This is a genomic window from Leptotrichia massiliensis (assembly GCF_900104625.1).
Classification (GTDB): domain Bacteria; phylum Fusobacteriota; class Fusobacteriia; order Fusobacteriales; family Leptotrichiaceae; genus Leptotrichia; species Leptotrichia massiliensis.
In genome coordinates this window covers 1043298-1062958 of the sequence record NZ_FNVZ01000005.1, presented here as the reverse complement: position 1 = coordinate 1062958, position 19661 = coordinate 1043298, and the positions used below count along the sequence as shown (strand labels likewise).

The window sequence follows — 19661 nt, the reverse complement described above, 5'->3', positions numbered from 1 at the left end:
TTTAGTTATTATAAGTAAAATTATTTTAAATTTTAAACATGTTATTAGGATTTAGCGTATTTTAAATATTCATTTATAAACAAGTCAATATCTCCATCCATAACCTTTTCAACGTTTCCCTCTTCTGCCTTTGTTCTGTGATCTTTTACCATTTTATAAGGCTGGAAGACATACGAACGGATTTGGCTTCCCCATTCGATTTTTGATTCGGTTCCTTTTAGTTCAGCCATTTCTTTTTCACGCTTTTCCAGCTCCAGCTCGAATAATTTAGATTTTAATATTTTCATTGCAGTTTCACGGTTTTTTAGCTGTGAACGTTCATTTTGGCATGTAACTACGATATTTGTTGGAATATGAGTAATTCTAACGGCTGAATCTGTTGTGTTTACGTGCTGCCCTCCTGCACCGCTTGCCCTGTAAGTATCAATTTTCAAGTCTTCTGTACGAATATCAATTTGAACATCATCTTCTATTTCTGGAGTAACATTAACTGCAGCAAATGAAGTATGCCTTCTAGCATTAGAGTCAAATGGAGAAATTCTGACAAGTCTGTGAACGCCTTTTTCTCCTTTTAAATATCCATAAGCGTAATTTCCTTTTATATTTAATGTTACACTTTTTATTCCAGCTTCTTCTCCAGCGAGGCTGTCAAGGATTTCAACTTTGAAATCATGCCGATTTGCCCATCTGTCGTACATTCTGTAAAGCATTTCAGCCCAGTCACATGCCTCAGTTCCACCAGCCCCCGAATTTATCGTAAGAATTGCATTATTCATGTCGTATTCCTCATCCAGAAGTAATTTTGTCTTAAAATTATCAATTTCGTTCTTCAAATCCTGTGCTTTTTGCTCAAGTTCATTTTCAAACGAATTGTCCCCCATCTCAATAAACTCAATAATGGTAGAAACATCTTCAAAAAGACCGTTTAAACTGCTGTATTCCTCAAGGAGCTTTTTCTTTGCACTAATAGTCTTTAATATTTCCTGACTGTTCTCGCTATTCCAGAAATCTGCCTCAAACGTCTTTTTCTCCAAATTATCAATTTCATTTTTTAAATTTTCAATGTCAAAGATGCCTCCTGATTTCTCCAATATTAATTTCATTTATTTCGTTTTGTTTTTTTATTTCAAATAAATCCATATTTTTAAACCTTTCTTTATATTATTTTGCTAACTTTTTTGATTCTAAAGTAAAATTTTTTTTAGAAAAAAAGAAAATAACTATTAAATAAGTTTTCAATACAAAAAATCTTTTAAATTTAGATTTTGTATTTTTTTGGAAAATATTAAAAGAAGCTGCCTTTTAAAACAGCCCCTTTATAAGTTTTTAAAAGTAAAAATTTTAGATAATAATTATTTTTGAACTCTGACACCTTCAACAACTTTATTGTTTTCTTCGTCATACCAAACTTCATTTTGTAAAGTTTCCTCTTTTACGTATGATAAGATGTTGTTAAATGTAGCTTCAGCAATGTTATCTAATGCTTCTTTTGTTAAGAATGCCTGGTGAGAAGTCAAAACGACGTTGTTGAATGATAATAATCTAGCTAGCAAATCATCTTCCAGCACGCTTGCTGATTCATCTTCAAAGAAATAGCTGCTTTCATTTTCATAAACATCAAGTCCTGCTCCGCCGATTTTTTTGTCTTTTAATCCTTCAACGAGAGCTTCGGTATCAATTAATCCACCTCTGGCGGCATTGATGATAATAACGCCATCTTTCATTTTAGCAATAGTTTCTTTGTTAATTGTGTGTCTTGTTTCAGGGAATAATGGGCAATGTAATGAAATCACGTCAGAATTTGCAAATATTTCATCTAATGTTACATAAGTGAAGTTTTCTTCTTTTGCGGCTTGTTCATTAGGAAATTTATCATAACCAATAACTTTCATTCCTAGTCCATTTAAAATTTTTATAAAAATTCTTGCGATTCTACCAGTTCCTATAATTCCAGCAGTTTTTCCGTTTAAATCCATTCCAGTTAATCCTGCTAAACTAAAGTTACCTTCCCTTGTTCTGTTATAGGCTTTGTGAGTTTTTCTGTTTACTGACATAAGAAGAGCTAGTGAATGTTCAGCAACGGCAAATGGCGAATAGGCAGGTACTCTTAAAACAGTGATTCTGTTTTCACGTGCAGCCTTTAAGTCAATGTTGTTATAGCCAGCACATCTTGCGGCAACAACCCTAACTCCATTTTTTGCAAGTATATTTAGTACCTTTGCATTTAAATCATCATTTACAAATGTACAGACTACATCCTGATATTTTGTAAGCATTACATTTTTTAGACTTAATTTTTCTTCAAAATATGTAATGTTTGCCCCAAATGTTTCATTCCATTTATCAAAAAATTCAATATCATAAGGTTTTGCATCGAAAACTACAATTTTCATTTTACATTCCTCCTAAAATTTATTATCATATTATATTCATTATAGCAAAAAAAATTAGGCTAAGTCAAATGATTTTACAAGATTTTTATTATTTTTAAAAAGTTTTCTATAAAGTGATTCTAAAAAAGTAAAGAAGTAAAAAAAATAAATAAAATATGTTAAAACTTTTTATGAGAGAGTAAAAATGAAAGGAGAGGTTATCTTTATATGATAAAAAATTGAAAAAAGATAAAAAAAATCATGAAAGATTTAATTGAATTATTTTTTGTATTTGCAAAAATAGGATTATTTACCTTTGGTGGTGGATATGCAATGTTGCCTATGCTACAAAAAGAAATAGCAGAAAAACATAAATGGGCTAAAGAAGATGAAATTATGGATTATTTGGCAATTGGACAAGTTACACCTGGCATAATAGCTGTAAACACAGCTACGTTTGTCGGACATAAGACAAAGGGAATTATAGGAGGAATTGTTGCTACAGCAGGTATGGTGTTTCCGTCAATAATTATTATTATAGTAATTGCTGCATTTTTGAAAAACTTTGCGAATTATAAGCCAGTTCAGTATGCTTTTAATGGAGTTAGAGCCTGTGTTTGTGTATTAATTTTTGAAGCAGTGAGAAAAATCGCAAAAAATTCAGTAGTTGATAAGTTTTGCCTTGTAATTTTTATTATGGTAATTGTTTTATCAGTTACAAATTGGGTATCTCCAGCTTTAATTGTAGTTCTTGCGGGAATTTCTGGTATTCTTATAAAAAATTTTGTAAAAAAGGGGATTAAATAATGAAAATAGAACTAATTAAATTATTTGAGTTATCGTATGAATTTTTTAAAACTGGTTTATTTGCAGTAGGTGGAGGGCTTGCTACACTTCCGTTTTTGTATGATATTGGAAAAAGAACTGGCTGGTACACAGCAGGAGATGTATCAAATATGATTGCAATTTCCCAATCTACTCCTGGTCCAATGGGAATAAATATGGTAACTTATGTTGGTTTTTCAGTATCAGGATTAATTGGTGCGATATTAGCTCCAACAGCAATAGTACTTCCATCAGTGATTATAATAATTGCAATTTCAAAAGCATTGACAAAATTTAAAGAAGCTGCATTAGTGCAAAAAATCTTTTATGGATTACGTCCCGCATCAACAGGTCTTATTGTAGCCGCAGGTTTAGGAGTAGCTAAAATAACACTTTTAAATTTACCAAAATATAAAATTACTCAGAATTTAATTGATGTATTAAATTATAAGTCAATAATTCTAGCACTGATTATTTTTGGAATAATGAAAAAATTTGATTTACATCCGATTGTGTTAATTTTAATTGCAGCTATTATTGGAATAGCGTTTAAATTTTAATTAATAATTTTATTTCTATTTTCCTAGTAAAAAAATATAGCAAATTTGAGAAAAATATGATATAAGTATAATTGAAGAAGAAATTAAGTAAATTAAAAATTTAAGATTTAAGAGAGGATTGATTTGATGAACGCAGTAACAGTCAGTACAATTAACTATCAGCAGATGGCTTTTGGATTCTTAGGTGGATTAGGATTGTTCCTATTTTGTATAAAGTACATGGGGGACGGACTGCAAATGGCTGCTGGAGATAGACTTAGATATATTTTGGATAAATATACAACTTCTCCGTTTTTGGGAGTTCTAGTTGGAATTTTTGTAACGGCTTTGATACAGTCAAGTTCAGGAACATCAGTTATTACTATAGGTTTAGTTGGAGCAGGACTTCTAACTTTAAGACAGGCAATCGGAATTATTATGGGAGCAAATATTGGTACAACGATTACAACTTTCATAATTGGATTTAATATTACGCATTATGCATTACCGATATTGTTTTTAGGAGCAGCGTGCCTATTTTTCGTAAAACATAATTTCATAAATAATTTAGGTAGAATTTTATTTGGTTTTGGGGGAATATTTTTTGCATTGACATTGATGTCAAGTGCAATGGAGCCACTTAAACATTTACCAGCATTTACAGAATTAACAATAAAATTAAGTAACAGTCCAGTTTTAGGAGTATTCATCGGTACAATAATTACAATGCTAGTTCAGGCTTCAAGTGCCACAATTAGTATTTTACAAAATGTGTATCAAGAAAATCTTATAACGTTAAAAGCGGCATTGCCTGTACTTTTTGGGGATAACATCGGAACAACTATAACAGCAATAATTGCAGTAATTGGAGCAAATACTTCAGCAAAAAGACTTGCTTTATCACATACAATGTTCAATGTTATAGGAACAATTATTTTTATGATTTTCTTATCGCCATTTTCGATGTTTGTGGAAAAAATGGCTCAGTTTTTTCATTTGAATCCAAAAGTAACAATAGCATTTGCACATGGTTCTTTTAACGCTATGACAACAATTTTGCTATTTCCATTTATTGGAGTACTCGAATATATTGTTGTCAAAATAATTAAAGAAAAAGAAGAGGATAAAGTTGAACACAAACCAAGATATTTGGACGCTGCATTGATATACACTCCTTCAATTGCATTGGGACAAGTAAAACAGGAAATGCTTTCGATGATTTCAATTGCATTAAAAAACTTGGAAAGATCAGTTGAATTTTTCCATGATCATAACGAGAAAACTGCAGAAAGAGTTGACAAAACAGAGGAAGCAATAAATAATATTGATCAGGAAATTACAAAATACTTAACTTCATTATCACAGGAACATATAACTGAAAAAGATGGAGAAGAAATCAGCATGTATCTTGATATGTGCCGTGATGTAGAACGTATAGGGGATCATGCAGTTGGAATTGTAAGAGACACCAGATATGAAATTAAGAAAAAATTGGTATTTACAGAAATAGCTCATGAAGAAATACAAAAATTGTTCCTAATTTCAAAACAAATTATTGAAACGGCTGAAGAGGCACTAAGAAATAATGACACAGAAAAAGCCTTTATAGTAGTAGATTTGCACAACAAACTTTACACAAAGGAAAAAGAAGTGAGAAAAGCGCATATAAGCCGTGTAAGTAAACAGGAATGCGATGTAAAAGCAGGACTTTACTACATAGATGTTGTATCACATTTCACAAGAATTGGAGACCATGCCAGAAACTTAGTTGAAAAAATGATTGAAAATAAGGCAAATTAAAGTATATGAGAATAGGCTAGCGATAGCCTATTTTTTTAAAAGGTTAAATTTTGGGGAAAAATTACAGGATTTTTTAAGGAAAAAGACTAAAATTTTACAAGAATAAGGTGTATAATATAATTGTGGAAGTATTCAAAAATTATAAATTTAATTAAAATAGTTATGAAAAAGGAGGATGATTAACTATGAGAAAGATTGGAAATATAATACTTGGAGCTCTAATTATGTTAGTTGGACTTGTAATTTTGACAGAAAGTAATGATAATCATATTGATATAAAAATTTCAGATAACGAAAATTTGAGTGTAGATAACATAAAAAATGTAACAGCAGTAACTGAAAAAAAAGGTTCAGGAAAAAAAGTAAAGGCTGTAATTATTGAGTTTGATAAAACAATAAAAAATGAGAAATTATCAAAAAATGCAGTTACTGTTACTCAAAAGAGTATTGCCAAAAAAAATATAGGCGATCTAGAAGACGAACCTTTAGCAAATACAACTGAAACAAAAGTAAATAGAGAAGTTTCCAAGATATATGCGAGTGATAAAATTGATGAAAATGGAAAAGAAGGAAATGGGAAATATCTTTACGTAGAATTGGCTGAAGATGGCGAAAATAATAATATTGTTGCACAAACAGACTTGGATAGTGTTAAAATATCTGTTTCGCAAGATAATAATAATTATTTTATAGGTAGTAAAAGCTTTAATGTGAATGGTAAATAAAATTAAGATGGGAGTTTTTTGTAAGAATGATAAAAATGAGAAAATTAGTAGTACTAATAAGTTTACTGATGGTAATAATCAGTTGTTCAAATAAAAATGATACACAGATAAATAAATCTAATTTAACAGAAAATAAAGATAAAAATAACGTATCAAAAGATACTGGTTATTTAAAAAACATAACTTATTCAAATTTAGCAGATGAAAAAGTACAAAACGAAGTACAGGAAATATTAAAAAATTCTGGAGTTAATCCTAGCAATATAAATCTTTTTTTCAAAAGTGTAAATTATTATAATGAAGCAACTCAAAATAAAGGGCTTATAAAAGAAGGCTTTGTTAATTCTGAAAATATAAATCCAACTTATGATGAAGTGGCTATCCAGCAAATTTGGGATAAAAAAAATAAGAATTTTCCAGGCTTTAATTGCCGGATAACAGCATTTACATTTATGAAAGATTACGTAAAAGTAGAAAAACCAGTTGTAAAAACAGGAGAAATGCTTTTTATGGATATGGAGTCACTAAAAAATGTACCATTTGAATTATTTTCACAAAATGAAAAGGATAGATTTGTAAATTTATTTTCAGAAATTCCGACAAAGGCTACTAAAGATGTAAATATTCACGTTGAAAATGTTAAAAATGTGTGGAAAGAGCGAGGAGTTACATTTGATAAAAATAGTAAAATATCAATGATTTCTGTGTTTTTTCATTTTAATGATGAACCTGAAGAAAATATTTTATTTATTGGACATGTTGGAGTTCTTGTTCCAGAAAACAATGGGAAACTTATATTTATTGAAAAACTAGCTTTTCAACAGCCTTATCAAGTATTAAAATTTAATAATCGAACAGAACTGAATGATTATCTTATGAACAAATACGATACTGCATGGGGACAACAGACTGCGAAGCCATTTATTATGGAAAACGATGAATTGCTAAAGGGCTACAGGGGGAATCCAAATAATAATAAATAATTATTTAAAATATTTTAAGAGGAGTATCTAACAATGCTTTTTTTTACAAGAAAAAAATCATGGAAATTATTTGCTGGAATAAGTTTATTTGTAGTTTTTCAATTTGCTTGTAGTAATGAAGTGAAAAATAATTCTAAAGAAATAAATTCAGAAAATAATATGAAATCTGAAAAATTAATAAATCCAGAGAAAATGACACTGCAAGCAAGATATGGTGTTCCGCAAGGATATAAAAGAGTAGTGGTAGAAAAAGGCAGTTTTGCTGAATTTTTAAGAAATCAGAAATTAAAGCCTTATGGAGAAAAAGTGCAGTATTTTAATGGAAATTATAAACAGAGTGAAGGGATTTATGATAGTGTATTTGATGTGGAAATAGGTGACAGGGATTTACATCAATGTGCTGATGCAATAATGCTTTTACGTGCGGAATATTTTTATGGTAAAAAAGAATATGATAAAATTAATTTTAACTTTGTAACAGGATTTAATGCACAGTATTCTAAATGGATACAAGGTTATCGGATAAATCCTAGTGGGAAAGGAAGTTACTATAAAAAATCTGCTCCATCTAACACATACAAGGACTTTAGAAACTTTATGAATATTGTTTTTGGATATGCAGGAACATTATCCCTTGAAAAGGAAATGACACCGCAAAAAATCGAAAATATGAAAATTGGAGATGTGTTTATTATGGGTGGCAGTCCAGGACACGCTGTTATTGTAGTGGATATGGCAGAAAACGAGAAAGGGGAAAAAATATTTATGCTTGCCCAATCGTACATGCCTGCACAGCAGACTCAAATTTTGATAAATCCTGATAATGATGGAGTATGGTATTCATTGAAAGGGAAAGATGTACTTGTAACGCCTGAATGGAAATTTCCGATAGAAAAATTAAGGAAATTTTAGTTATTATAAAATGCATAGTAAAACTACTTTAAAATGGAACTTAAAGGCTATGAGTATACTTTTAAAATTAAGATTAATTTGAATAAAATTGATAGAATAGTTTGAATATATAAAATAAAAAACTCAGAAGATAAATATTATTTTCCGAGTTTTTTTGTTTAAGAAATTAAATAATTTAGATTATTTTTTTACTTTTCTTGTTTTTTTGTCTTTTTTTGCTTTTGACCCTTTTGATAATTTTTTATCAGAAGATTTTTTTCTTCCTTTTCTATCTTTTCTTTTGTCTGATTTTTTACCAGACTTTTCCCCACCGTTTCTATTTCCAGTAGCTTCTTCAACAAGCGGTTTTGAATCTTTTTTAGAATTTAAGGCTCTCATTATGAATTGAGCTTCTTGTAATGGTACAGTTATGAAAGAGTATTTGTCCATAATTTTAACATCTTTTACTTTTCTTCCTGGTGTTTTTGCTTTTTTATTTAATAAATCAAGCAATCTTCCCACATTATAACCATCTTTACTTCCAAGAGCAATAAATAATCTTGTTTTGTCATCAATTTTAACTTTTACATCTTGAATTTCATTATAATTGTCAGGTAAGAATTCATCTTCATAAACATGTCTTAATACAGAAGCAAGGACTTGTTTTGCATCTCTTCCATCCATTAGTTTTTCAGCCAGTTCTTTATACGCATCAAAATCATTTTCCTTAATGATTTCATCAACATAAGCCACCAATGCTTCTCTTTTTGCCTCAAGAATTTCTTCTACATTTGGAATGTCTTCCCGTTTTATGTCAGTTTTTGTGATACGTTTAATTTGAGCAAGTTTGCTAGCTTCTCTTGGAGTTACAAATGTTATTGCAACACCTTTTTGTCCAGCACGTCCTGTTCTTCCTATTCTGTGAACATAAGATTCAGCTTCTTGAGGGATAGAGTAGTTGATAACATGTGTTAGATTACTTACGTCAATTCCACGTGCGGCAACGTCTGTTGCGACTAATATAGTTAATATTTTCTTTTTGAATAAGTCAAGTGCCTTTTGTCTGAGAGCCTGAGTAATATCTCCATGAATACACTCTGCATCGTAGTTCCTAGCCTTTAATTTGTTTGTAACATCATCTACTTCAGATTTTGTACGGCAAAATACAATTCCATAAAAATCTTGTTCATAATCAAGAACTCTGCATAAAGCTTCAAATTTATCTTCCTGTTTTACCTCATAGTAAATTTGTTCAGTCAAATTAGTAGTAAGTTCTTTTTTCTCAACTTTTAATAATTTGTGTTCTGGCATAAATCTTTTGGCAATCGCCATAATTGCTTTAGGAATTGTTGCTGAAAAGAATAACATTTTTTTCTCATCGTTAGTTTTTTCCAGAATAGCTTCAATATCTTCCAAAAATCCCATATTTAGCATTTCATCGGCTTCATCCAGTACAAAATAATCTAAATTATCAACTTTTAGTACTTTTTTTCTCATTAAGTCCATAACACGTCCAGGTGTTCCAACGACAATATCTACTCCAGATTTTAATTTTTTTATCTGATTTTCGATAGATGCACCACCATAGACAGCAAGCACTTTTAAATCTCTTGTTCCTTTCAATGAATAAATTTCATCAGCAACTTGATTGGCAAGTTCTCTTGTTGGTGTTAATATTAAGGCTCTAACTGTTTTGTCAGCTTCAATTGTTTCCAAAATTGGGATACCAAATGCTGCAGTTTTACCTGTTCCTGTCTGTGCTTGTCCTATCAAGTGAGTTCTTTCTTTTAATAATTCAGGGACTACCAATTTTTGTATTTCACTTGGCTCCTCGAATCCTTTTTTGCTTAAAGCGTTAAGCATCTCTGTACTTAATCCAAAATCTTCAAATCTTTGCATTACTTTTTTATTTACCTTCTTTCGTTTTATAATTTAATTTATACTTATTTATTTAAAAAAATTTTTGTATATATCATTATACCACACTTTTGTTATTTTTGTACTTAAATTTATCTAAAAAAATATTTTTTTGTAAAAATATACCATAAAGGCTAAATATAACAAAAAAATACAGAAACAGTAAACGTTCCTGTATTGAAAATATTTTATCTATTAGGATGCCAAGTCGAAAGAACCTCTGCTAGCTCTGCTTGATATTTCGGATAACCTTCTTGAGTTAAAGAATAAAGTTTTCCATTGGCTTTAATAAAGTACATTGCTAATACTGTTCCATCATCAAAAGCAACAATTACTCTCTGTCCATTATAACCATTTAAAGTAACATCATTCATTTCAATATTTTCTTCAGGAATTCCTGAATTAAGATACTTTGCTACTTTTGATATTGCCATTTCTTCAGGAGTGACACTTTGATTATTAACTATACCCAGAGTAATAATGTTTGTATTATCTATGGATACTTGTTTTGCGGTGGAGGGAGTAGCTGGATTAGAATCGACAAATTCATGCCAATTTGTTGGTACTGTAATAAATCCAACCATTTTGCTTCCAAATCTGATAGTTTCTTGTGAGTTTCCTCTTGCAAAAGAGAATAGTGAAATTGCCAAAAATAACACTAATAAAATTTTTTTTAAATTTTTCATTTTCTTTACCTTACCTTCTTTTTAATTAAATTAATATTTGTTAATCAATTCGTTCCCATTTTAAACATTGCCCAGTATAAGTGTTTTGAACAGCACAATAAGTTTTTAATTCATTGTAAGTACGGTTACGTAGTTCGGCATCTGCTTTTTCACTTCCTGCAAGTGCCATTAAACTTGTGCAGCTGTTAAATGCTGACATTACTAAAATAACTGTTAAAAGTTTTAAAAAATTTTTCATAAATAATCATTCCTTTCTAATTTTAAAAACGGTAAATTATTTTCTTTTGTTTTCAAAATAATTATACAACAAGAAATTCAAAAAGTCAATATCTTTATATTATAAAATGTAAAAAAATAAAAGTAAATAGAAAACTGTTTAATCTATGTTTTAAAAGATAAAAAAGTAACGATATAAAAAATATTTAATTTGCAATTTAAAAAATGTGTGATATAATTAATAAAAATTGGCTTATTCTTAAAGTAAACTTGAAAATTTAATTGTAAAAAATATAGAATTACAGGCATTATTTTTAGAATAAAATGAATTATAAAATTTGAAAAAATTGAAGATAAAAAGGTGAATGCTTTGAGTAAACAAAAATTTAATCAATATGAAAAGATAAAACTGTATATTGCAACTTGTTTTTGGCTGTTTTCGTTGACAATTCTTGCTAATGGAAGTAAAAATTCAATTAATAAGAATAAAGTTGAGGACGAAGCTGTAAAAATTGATATTATTATTAATAAAGATGATATTAATGAATTTGAAAAAGGTAGCAATGATACAAATGATACTGATGAAGATAAAGATTTGATTTTTTTGGATCAGATTAAGGATGACGAAGAAGAAATAAAACAGAAAAAGTTGGAAAAAACTAATAAGCTTGAACGTTTTATTCAAAAAATAGATGAAAAAGTTAATCCAATAATAAAATTCCAAATTTCAAAAAGCTATGGAACGTGGTACCTATTAAAAACAGAAGATAGTTTAGAAAAGGATTTACGAAATGTACGTTATGATTTTTTGCAGCAGGAAAACGGTTACTTAGTTGTTAAAAGTTATTTTGATCCTAAAACGAATAATTGGAATGAAGAAAGACATAGAGCCTGGATAGAAGAAAAAAAAGGACTCGTATATTTGGATGTTGAAAAAAAATATTTTAAGAATAACAAAAATGAAATTGTTTTTTTTGATAAAAATTATCGTTATATGATTATAAGATATAGTAATGGAGTTACAAAAGTATTTTCACGTTATCCAAATAATGAAAAAATTTCTCTTGAAAATGAAGAATTGGAAGAATTTGAGAAAATTATAGAAAGTAAAAGAAACTTAAAAAATGTTGTTTATGATGTGAAAATAAAAAATATTCGTGAAATAGAAAATGAAAAGAAAAAAGCTGAATTGAAAGCTAAAACAGACGAATTGGAAAAACAATTAAGTGAAAATCCTGCGAGTGTATTTCAGATTGATACAGTTGGTGCAAGAAAAGAGCTAGAACGAAGAAGAAAAAAAGAACAAATGTTAAAGTTTGAAACAAAAGAAGGTACTAAAAACGTAGAAGTTATTGAAATTCAGGATAAAGACTTAAAAAATGAAAATGAAACTAAAAGTAATGGTAATGACACAGAAACAAATAAGGAATATTAAGTATAATAATTAATTATCAAATTTTTATATAATAAAATTTGTAAAGTTATTTTATAATAGTGTTCAAAATAAAAAAGCAAATAACTTTTTTGAATAATTTAAAATAACTACAAAATATAAAATACTGAATATTTAGGAGAATAAAATGAAGAATACACTAAGAATTTTTTATGTTGTAATATTTTTGATATTATTTATGTGTCTAGCACTTTTTTATAATTTTTTTGCTGCAAAAAAAGAGTACAAAAATGTTAATATCAATGTAAAAAAAGGAACCACATTTACACAAATTTATGAGGACTTAAAACTAAATTATGGAATAATAGATAGAATTTATCTAAAATTAAATGGTGGAAATATAAAACTAAAAGTAGGAACTTACAAATTTAATGGAAAATTTTCCAAATATGAAATTATAAAAAAAATTAAAAATAGTGAAACTAATGGAGTAAAATTGACAATACCAGAAGGATTTACTTCAAAACAATTATTTGCAAGAATGGAAGCATTGGAGTTGGGAACAACTGAAGAAATTAATAAAGTATTGAGTGAAGTTGATTTTCCGTATCCACATGAAAATAATAATTTTGAAGGATATTTTTATCCTGAAACTTATATCTTTTCTGAAAATGTAACGACAAAACAAGTTATTCAAACAATTCTTGCTGAATTTTTAAAGAAATTTCCACCTGAAAAATATCCTGACAAACAAAAGTTTTATGATACTTTAAAAATGGCTTCAATTGTCGAGGCGGAAGTTCCAGATGCAGTAGATAAACCAAAAGTTGCAGGAATATTTTTAAAAAGGCTAGAAATTGGAATGAGATTAGAGTCAGATGCTACTTTAAAATATGAGTTAGGTAGACAAGCTACAAGAAATGAATTGAAGCAGCAAAATACGCCATATAATTCATACAAGGTAAAAGGGCTTCCACCAACACCGATTGGGAATCCACCAATAGAAACTTTTAAAGCAGTATTGAATGCCGAAAAAACAGATAATTTGTTTTTCTTTACACATAAAGGAAAAACTTATTATTCAAAAACACATGAAGAACATTTACAAAAACGTCGTGAAAGCGGTCAATTAAAATAAATTTGGATATTTAAAAATAAAAATTTGGGAATAAATTTAATGGAAAAAGCAAAAAAAATTGAAAAAAAAATATTAAAAAAAATGAAAGAAATACTTGAGAATAAGCTGATTTTGGAAAAAGAAAGAATTCTTATTGCATTTTCGGGAGGACCAGATTCAGTTTTTCTCTATCATTTCTTGAACATTCTAAAAAAGAAATTTTCACTTGAAATTTCTATAGTTTATATTAATCACAATTTACGTTATGATGTTGAAAATGACTTAAAATTTGTAAAGGAATTTGCAATTGAAAATGATGTTGATTATTATATTGAAAGTGTAGATGTAAAAAAGTATGCAAAAGAAAATAGGAAGTCGTTAGAACTTGCAGCACGAGAACTGAGATATGAGGCAATTGAAAATGTGAGACAAAAAATAAATTATAATAAGATTGCAACTGGACATAATTTGGATGACAATGTAGAAACATTTATTTTTAGGCTTTTACGAGGAACTTCTTTAAATGGGCTCAAGGGAATTCCTAAAATTCGAGAAAATATAATAAGACCGATATTAGAGTTTGAGAAAAGTGAAATTTTAAACTTTTTGAAACAAAACAATCAAAGATATATAATTGATTATACAAATAATGAAAATGATTTTACAAGAAACTTTATCCGAAATAAAATTTTTCCTAATTTTGAAAAGGTAAATCCAAATTTTAAACAAAAAGTTTATACATTAATAGAAGAAATTAATGAAAGTAAAAATGAAAAACTTGAAATTTCTGAAGTACTTAAAACTAACAAAAAATTTAAGAGCAACTTAAAAGAAAAAGAAAGATTAGCTCAGTTTTTGAAACAAAATAATGTGGAAATTTCAAGAGATAAAATTAATCAAATTTTTGATAGTTTTTTTTATAAAAATGGAATTTTGAAAAATGAAGGGTCAAAAGAAATTTATTTGGGAAAAGATAAATTTTTACAAAATCAATATGGGAAATTGAAGATAATTGAAAACAGAAATGAAAAGTCCAAAATACAAAATATAAATAATTCATTTGAGAAACTGGAAATTTTAAAGAAAAATCAAAGGATTGAGTGGTATAATTATAAGATAGTGTTGTATGAAAACATTAGGGATTATAAAGCTCATTTTGTAAATGAAAGAGATGTGAATTATACATTTTTTAAATTTGCTGATAATATAGAAAAATACGACAGGATTATTGTTAGAAACCGAAGGGATGGGGATAAGATATTTGTAAAAAATTTGGGGCATAAAAAAGTTAAAAAAATATTGATTGATGAAAAAATTTCAAAATGGGAAAGAGATTTGATACCAATTATTGAAATAGAAACTTCTGAAAATCAAGTTTATTTAGGAAATTTTGAAAATAAAAAGATAGAAATTGAAAAGTCAATTTTTGATTTTCCAATTGGGGCAAAAGATATTAAAATAAAAGAAATTTTGACTGTTTCAGATATTAAATTTTCAAAATTTTTGGAAAAAATTTATAATAATGAAATTGAAAAACTGGAAAACACCAGTAAATTATTAATAATTGGGAGGAAAAATGGCAGATAGAGATAAAAATGACATAAGAAAGCGACTAGAAGAATTACGAAAAGATAACAACAGACAAAATAATAGACAAAATAATAATAAGTCTCCTTTTTCGGGTTTTTTATTTTTCGTTTTTGTTTTTTTATTATTTGTGTTTACATTAATATTTCAGCGTGATATACAAACATATTTTTTGGAAAAAAGAGATATTCCGTATACGGAATTTGTAAGTAGAACACAAAAGGGAGATTTCCCTGAAATTAGCGAGAAGGATGACAAATTAATTGCACAAGTAAAAGAAAATGGTAAAGATGTTCTTTATTATACTAAAAAAATAACAGAACGTGTTGGAAACGAACCTAAGATAATCAATGCAGTTGAACAAAAAAAAGTAAAATTAAATGCATTGCAACCATCAGGTGGAGGATTATTTTTGACACTACTAATTCAATTTTTACCAATGGTTATAATGATTGCACTTATGATTTACTTGGCTAGAAAAATGGTTGGTGGTTCGCAAGGTGGAGGACCTGGAAATATTTTTGGTTTTGGAAAATCGCGAGTTAATAAAATTGATAAAAAGCCAGATGTAAAATTTGATGATGTAGCAGGTGTTGATGGAGCGAAGGAAGAACTGCGAGAAGTTGTAGATTTCTTGAAAAATCCTGAAAAATATACAAAGGCTGGGGCAAGAGTGCCAAAAGGAGTGCTTTTATTAGGAAGACCAGGGACTGGAAAAACTTTACTTGCAAAAGCTGTAGCTGGAGAATCTGGAGCATCCTTTTTTAGTATTTCAGGTTCAGAATTTGTAGAAATGTTTGTTGGAGTTGGAGCATCACGTGTAAGAGATTTATTTGAAAAAGCAAAAGAATCTAGTCCATCAATAATCTTTATAGATGAAATTGATGCTATTGGTAGACGAAGAAGTGTTGGGAAAAATAGTGGAAGTAACGATGAAAGAGAACAAACTTTAAACCAATTGCTTGTTGAAATGGATGGATTTGAAACTGATACAAAAGTTATTGTACTTGCAGCAACAAATAGAGAAGATGTACTTGATCCAGCATTGTTACGTGCGGGACGTTTTGACAGACGTGTAACGGTTGATGCCCCTGATTTGCAAGGACGTATTGCTATATTAAAAGTGCATTCAAGAAATAAAAAACTTGCAAATGATGTAAGATTGGAAGATATTGCTAAGATAACACCAGGATTTGTTGGAGCTGATTTGGCAAACTTATTAAATGAAGCTGCAATTTTAGCAGCAAGAAGAGCAAGTGATACAATAAAAATGTCTGATTTGGATGAGGCTGTAGATAAAATTGGAATGGGACTCGGACAAAAAGGTAAAATTATCAAACCAGAAGAGAAAAAATTGTTGGCATATCACGAAGCTGGACATGCAATTATGACTGAATTGACACCAGGAGCTGATCCTGTTCATAAAGTTACAATAATTCCTAGAGGCGATGCAGGTGGATTTATGATGCCACTTCCCGAAGAAAAATTGGTAACGACAAGTAAACAAATGTTGGCTGAAATAAAAGTGTTATTTGGTGGACGTGCAGCTGAAGAAATTGGTTTGGATGATGTAAGTACAGGAGCGTATTCTGATATAAAACGTGCTACAAAAGTAGCAAGAGTCTATGTGGAAAGTGTTGGAATGAGTAAAAAACTAGGACCAATTAACTTTGAAAATTCAGATGATGAATATTCATTTGCACCAAATAAAAGTGATGAAACTGTTAGGGAAATTGATTTGGAAATAAGAAAAATCTTAACAGAAGAGTATTTTAACACTTTAAATACATTACAAGATAACTGGAGTAAATTAGAAGAAGTTGTAGCCTTGTTACTGAAAAAGGAAACTATTACTGGAGACGAAGTTAGAAGAATAATTAAAGGTGAAACAGCTGAACATATTTTAAAAGAAAATGATAATTCAGAATCAGAAAATCAAACTGAGAAAACTTTTGAAACAGAGCAAGTTGAAAGAACGGAATCAGTAGAAGAAGTAAAAAAAGAAATAATGTTAGAAGAAAAAATAGAAGAGCAAATTGCAGAAGAAGGTAAACAACTAGAAGAAAAAAGTAAAACTGAAAAGTTAGCTGAAGCTGTAAGGGAAATCACTGGAGAAACAGGTGGAATATTAGAAAAATCTACGGAAATAGAAGAAACAAAAGATGAATCTGAAAATGATAATCAGGATGAGAATGATAATAATTCCGATGACTCTTCTGAAAATAATGATAATTCAGATGAACATGATAAGGATTCGAAAGATGAATCTGAAAAAGGTAAAAAAAGAAAAAGTAATTTTAAATTACCTAGCTTTATGGAATAAAGTTTAATTATATTCTAAAGATATTTAAAATCAAATTATGTTACTTAAAATGAATCAGGTAAAAGATACATCTAAATTTAATATTAATAAAATAGAGAGATAATATATAATTTTTATTATTTCTCTATTTTTATTTAAAACGGTTTTTAATTTACTGTAAAAAATACAAAAAATTATAAAAAAAGCTATTGACAAATGAAAAAATATATTGTATACTTATCATGTAAAAAGAAAAGAAAAGAATTTACCGTAAAAAATATTGGTGTGATAAAATTTTTGAAATATATCAACTTAAAATAAAAAAATATAATTAATATTATTTTTTAAGAAATTGTATGATACAATATTGAAAAGTAAACAAGGAGGAAGATTTATGAAAAAAATGTTATTAATTGCATTATTACTAGTAGGAGCAATAAGTTATGGAGCAGGAGGACTTAATTTAAAATTCAATACAGATGGAAAATTGCATGAAGAAAAATTGTTGAACAGAAGTATAGTTTCTGAAGATACAGAATTAGAAATAAGAAAAATAGGAAAGGGGAGATATGAAATTGTCTATTCTCCTGAAGAGCCTGGGGCTAAAGAATATGTAAGCAAGGCAACTTTGAAAAAAAATACTATATGTGGAGAAAATACTTGTATTGGATATGATGTAAAATTAAAAAAAGCAGTATTTCTAGATCCTGAAGACATGAGAGTTATTTATCCTGAATGGTAAAATAGAGGTGTATTTAAGAAGGAGTGGGAAAATGAACAAGAAGAAAGTAGCAGTATTAACAGTAATAATTGGGGCATTATCGTATGCAGCTTATCAAACTGGAAAAAGCAAAGTTAATGAAAAAAATCAAAGAGCAGTTGAAGTTAATCTTACATCGTCTGTTAAAGATAATGGGAAATTTGATTATTATTCTGAAAATGAAATAAGAAATGAATTGCAAAAGGCGGGGGTGAACAAAAAATCAATAGAAGCATTTTTATCAGCTAATAAAATGGCCTTAAATGCAGATATACCGTTGAAACAGAAAAAAGAGATCTTCATGAAAGCTCTTGAAGAAGATGGTAACAATTATTTGACAATAGCAGCTTTGGGAAAAATTGCTTATGCACAGGATGACCGTTCTACAGCGATAAGTTATTATAAAAAATCAATAGAAATAAATCCAAAATTCCAAAAAGGATATGAAAATCTCATAAGAAGATACAGAGATTATGAAGATTATGAAAATTTGAAAATAACAGCAGAGCAGTTGATAAAACTTTATCCTGAAAATCCTGTAAGCTATGATGGACTTTATCATTACTTCAAATACAAAAAAAATTACAAGAAAGCAATCGAAGCTGGGAAAAAGGCAATAGAGTTGTATTTGAAAGGGGAACCGAAATACTATAATTATGAATTTACAACTACAGATTTGATTCATAGGATAGCAAAAGATTTGGGACAAAAACCTGAAGAAACTGAACTGACAAATGACTATGAAGGACGAAATTTTCAATTATATATTCTTGATGCTTATATTGAACAAGGTAATGACGAAGAAACTTTTGATTACTTTTTCAATAATTATCAAAAATTTAAAGATAATATTAAATATATGGGAGATATGGCTTATGAGTACAAAGGATGGATAGACGAATATGTGATATCGTTGAAAAAATTAAACAGTAAGCATAAAAATAAAGATAGAAAATTTTATGAGGAAAATTTGAAAAAGTTTAGGACATTAGGATATTAAGGAGAAGATTTATATGAAAAAAACAATGCTAATAGTAGCAGTATTGATTGCTGGAATTATAGGATGTTCAAAATCTGGACAAGATGATGTGTCTGAATCAAAGGTTGATAATAAACAGGAAGTCTCTAATATTTCTGAAAATAATATGCAAAATCATAATAGCAATGAAAATTACGAAACAAGCCTAAAAAAAAGAATAGAGGATATCCAAAAAGAGGTTCAGCCAGGACTGGATAGCGGTGTAACAGCAGATATGAATAATGCGGTTTCAAAACAGGAAGAACTTTTGGAAGCGGAAATGAAAAAAATTTACAGTTTGGTTGAAGAAAAATTATCTGATAGTGAAAAGGAAAAATTAAAAAAAGAGCAGGAAGATTGGAAGAAAGAAGTAGAAAAGAATGCTGATGAAGCTGCCAAAGAAGCAGAAGGTGGAACAATATCAGGAGTTATGGGAGGAAACGCTTGGGTAAGTGAAATGGAGAAAAGAGTTTTGGAACTTGCAAAAAGATATGACCTATTAAATAAAAAGTAATAAAGTTAAAAATTCT

General features: G+C 28.7%; 18 protein-coding genes. 13 read left to right on the top strand and 5 right to left on the bottom strand.

The genetic code is table 11. The features are described 5' to 3' along the window. Positions 1–44 precede the first annotated feature (44 nt). Positions 45–1140 (bottom strand): peptide chain release factor 2 gene (gene prfB / locus BQ5344_RS09085; protein ID WP_205408000.1). Its coding sequence is split into 2 segments (ribosomal slippage): positions 45–1067 and positions 1069–1140, totalling 1095 coding nucleotides; the frame shifts between segments, so codons are not numbered across the junction. A 212-nt stretch (positions 1141–1352) separates the two neighbouring features. Beyond that, positions 1353–2393 carry a 2-hydroxyacid dehydrogenase gene (locus BQ5344_RS09080; protein ID WP_021768890.1) on the bottom strand — a complete coding sequence of 347 codons (1041 nt, stop codon included), beginning with the start codon at positions 2391–2393 and terminating at the stop codon, positions 1353–1355. 240 nt (positions 2394–2633) lie between these two features. On the opposite strand from BQ5344_RS09080, the gene BQ5344_RS09075 reads away from it, so the two are divergent. The 6 genes from BQ5344_RS09075 to BQ5344_RS09050 all read left to right on the top strand — a co-directional run bounded on the left by BQ5344_RS09075 (position 2634) and on the right by BQ5344_RS09050 (position 8156). Then, positions 2634–3179 (top strand): chromate transporter, encoded by a 546-nt coding sequence (locus tag BQ5344_RS09075; RefSeq protein ID WP_071125055.1) that lies wholly within the window; start codon positions 2634–2636, stop codon positions 3177–3179. Beyond that, entirely contained in the window at positions 3179–3757 is a 579-nt protein-coding gene (locus BQ5344_RS09070) for a chromate transporter (RefSeq protein WP_071125054.1), read from the top strand. The genes BQ5344_RS09075 and BQ5344_RS09070 overlap by 1 nt, the downstream gene beginning before the upstream one ends. Before the next feature lie 126 nt (positions 3758–3883). Further along, positions 3884–5536, top strand: a complete 1653-nt coding sequence (locus tag BQ5344_RS09065) for a Na/Pi cotransporter family protein (protein ID WP_021768887.1) — start codon at positions 3884–3886, stop codon at positions 5534–5536. Positions 5537–5721: 185 nt separating this feature from the next. Next, positions 5722–6261, top strand: coding sequence for a hypothetical protein (locus BQ5344_RS09060; RefSeq protein WP_071125053.1), 540 nt, complete (start codon positions 5722–5724; stop codon positions 6259–6261). Between the two features lie 26 nt (positions 6262–6287). Continuing rightward, complete coding sequence (locus BQ5344_RS09055; RefSeq protein WP_235846143.1) at positions 6288–7244, top strand: DUF4300 family protein; 957 nt, start codon at positions 6288–6290, stop codon at positions 7242–7244. A 159-nt stretch (positions 7245–7403) separates the two neighbouring features. After that, positions 7404–8156 (top strand): DUF4846 domain-containing protein, encoded by a 753-nt coding sequence (locus tag BQ5344_RS09050; protein ID WP_071125529.1) that lies wholly within the window; start codon positions 7404–7406, stop codon positions 8154–8156. Positions 8157–8336: 180 nt separating this feature from the next. Here the strand turns inward: BQ5344_RS09050 and BQ5344_RS09045 are convergent, their stop codons facing one another. The 3 genes from BQ5344_RS09045 to BQ5344_RS09035 all read right to left on the bottom strand — a co-directional run bounded on the left by BQ5344_RS09045 (position 8337) and on the right by BQ5344_RS09035 (position 10976). Beyond that, positions 8337–10034 carry a DEAD/DEAH box helicase gene (locus BQ5344_RS09045; protein WP_071125052.1) on the bottom strand — a complete coding sequence of 566 codons (1698 nt, stop codon included), beginning with the start codon at positions 10032–10034 and terminating at the stop codon, positions 8337–8339. A 206-nt stretch (positions 10035–10240) separates the two neighbouring features. Next, positions 10241–10738: a hypothetical protein gene (locus BQ5344_RS09040; RefSeq protein WP_071125051.1), complete on the bottom strand. Its 498-nt coding sequence runs from the start codon at positions 10736–10738 to the stop codon at positions 10241–10243. Between the two features lie 40 nt (positions 10739–10778). Continuing rightward, on the bottom strand, positions 10779–10976 hold the full coding sequence (locus tag BQ5344_RS09035; protein WP_071125050.1) for a hypothetical protein: 198 nt from the start codon (positions 10974–10976) through the stop codon (positions 10779–10781). 339 nt (positions 10977–11315) lie between these two features. On the opposite strand from BQ5344_RS09035, the gene BQ5344_RS09030 reads away from it, so the two are divergent. The 7 genes from BQ5344_RS09030 to BQ5344_RS09000 all read left to right on the top strand — a co-directional run bounded on the left by BQ5344_RS09030 (position 11316) and on the right by BQ5344_RS09000 (position 19645). Next, entirely contained in the window at positions 11316–12389 is a 1074-nt protein-coding gene (locus BQ5344_RS09030) for a hypothetical protein (RefSeq protein ID WP_071125049.1), read from the top strand. A gap of 145 nt (positions 12390–12534) precedes the next feature. Beyond that, positions 12535–13485 (top strand): endolytic transglycosylase MltG, encoded by a 951-nt coding sequence (gene mltG, locus BQ5344_RS09025; protein WP_071125048.1) that lies wholly within the window; start codon positions 12535–12537, stop codon positions 13483–13485. A gap of 39 nt (positions 13486–13524) precedes the next feature. Then, a complete protein-coding gene (tilS, locus tag BQ5344_RS09020) occupies positions 13525–15051 on the top strand; it encodes a tRNA lysidine(34) synthetase TilS (RefSeq protein ID WP_071125047.1) in 1527 nt (508 codons plus the stop codon). Next, complete coding sequence (gene ftsH, locus BQ5344_RS09015; RefSeq protein ID WP_071125046.1) at positions 15041–17374, top strand: ATP-dependent zinc metalloprotease FtsH; 2334 nt, start codon at positions 15041–15043, stop codon at positions 17372–17374. Before tilS ends, ftsH begins: the two co-directional genes overlap by 11 nt. A gap of 373 nt (positions 17375–17747) precedes the next feature. Beyond that, positions 17748–18095: a hypothetical protein gene (locus tag BQ5344_RS09010; protein ID WP_036071813.1), complete on the top strand. Its 348-nt coding sequence runs from the start codon at positions 17748–17750 to the stop codon at positions 18093–18095. 31 nt (positions 18096–18126) lie between these two features. Beyond that, positions 18127–19113 carry a tetratricopeptide repeat protein gene (locus BQ5344_RS09005; RefSeq protein WP_071125045.1) on the top strand — a complete coding sequence of 329 codons (987 nt, stop codon included), beginning with the start codon at positions 18127–18129 and terminating at the stop codon, positions 19111–19113. A 13-nt stretch (positions 19114–19126) separates the two neighbouring features. Continuing rightward, positions 19127–19645 carry a lysozyme inhibitor LprI family protein gene (locus tag BQ5344_RS09000; protein WP_083378236.1) on the top strand — a complete coding sequence of 173 codons (519 nt, stop codon included), beginning with the start codon at positions 19127–19129 and terminating at the stop codon, positions 19643–19645. Positions 19646–19661 lie beyond the last annotated feature (16 nt).

Coding starts and splice junctions, on each gene's coding strand:
- BQ5344_RS09070 (WP_071125054.1), top strand. CDS start 3,179: ATGAAAATAGAACTAATTAAATTATTTGAGTTATCGTATGAATTTTTT.
- BQ5344_RS09010 (WP_036071813.1), top strand. CDS start 17,748: ATGAAAAAAATGTTATTAATTGCATTATTACTAGTAGGAGCAATAAGT.
- BQ5344_RS09035 (WP_071125050.1), bottom strand. CDS start 10,976: ATGAAAAATTTTTTAAAACTTTTAACAGTTATTTTAGTAATGTCAGCA.
- BQ5344_RS09060 (WP_071125053.1), top strand. CDS start 5,722: ATGAGAAAGATTGGAAATATAATACTTGGAGCTCTAATTATGTTAGTT.
- BQ5344_RS09065 (WP_021768887.1), top strand. CDS start 3,884: ATGAACGCAGTAACAGTCAGTACAATTAACTATCAGCAGATGGCTTTT.
- BQ5344_RS09055 (WP_235846143.1), top strand. CDS start 6,288: ATGATAAAAATGAGAAAATTAGTAGTACTAATAAGTTTACTGATGGTA.
- BQ5344_RS09075 (WP_071125055.1), top strand. CDS start 2,634: ATGAAAGATTTAATTGAATTATTTTTTGTATTTGCAAAAATAGGATTA.
- BQ5344_RS09045 (WP_071125052.1), bottom strand. CDS start 10,034: ATGCAAAGATTTGAAGATTTTGGATTAAGTACAGAGATGCTTAACGCT.
- BQ5344_RS09040 (WP_071125051.1), bottom strand. CDS start 10,738: ATGAAAAATTTAAAAAAAATTTTATTAGTGTTATTTTTGGCAATTTCA.
- BQ5344_RS09005 (WP_071125045.1), top strand. CDS start 18,127: ATGAACAAGAAGAAAGTAGCAGTATTAACAGTAATAATTGGGGCATTA.
- ftsH (WP_071125046.1), top strand. CDS start 15,041: ATGGCAGATAGAGATAAAAATGACATAAGAAAGCGACTAGAAGAATTA.
- BQ5344_RS09050 (WP_071125529.1), top strand. CDS start 7,404: ATGAAATCTGAAAAATTAATAAATCCAGAGAAAATGACACTGCAAGCA.
- BQ5344_RS09000 (WP_083378236.1), top strand. CDS start 19,127: ATGAAAAAAACAATGCTAATAGTAGCAGTATTGATTGCTGGAATTATA.
- mltG (WP_071125048.1), top strand. CDS start 12,535: ATGAAGAATACACTAAGAATTTTTTATGTTGTAATATTTTTGATATTA.
- BQ5344_RS09080 (WP_021768890.1), bottom strand. CDS start 2,393: ATGAAAATTGTAGTTTTCGATGCAAAACCTTATGATATTGAATTTTTT.
- tilS (WP_071125047.1), top strand. CDS start 13,525: ATGGAAAAAGCAAAAAAAATTGAAAAAAAAATATTAAAAAAAATGAAA.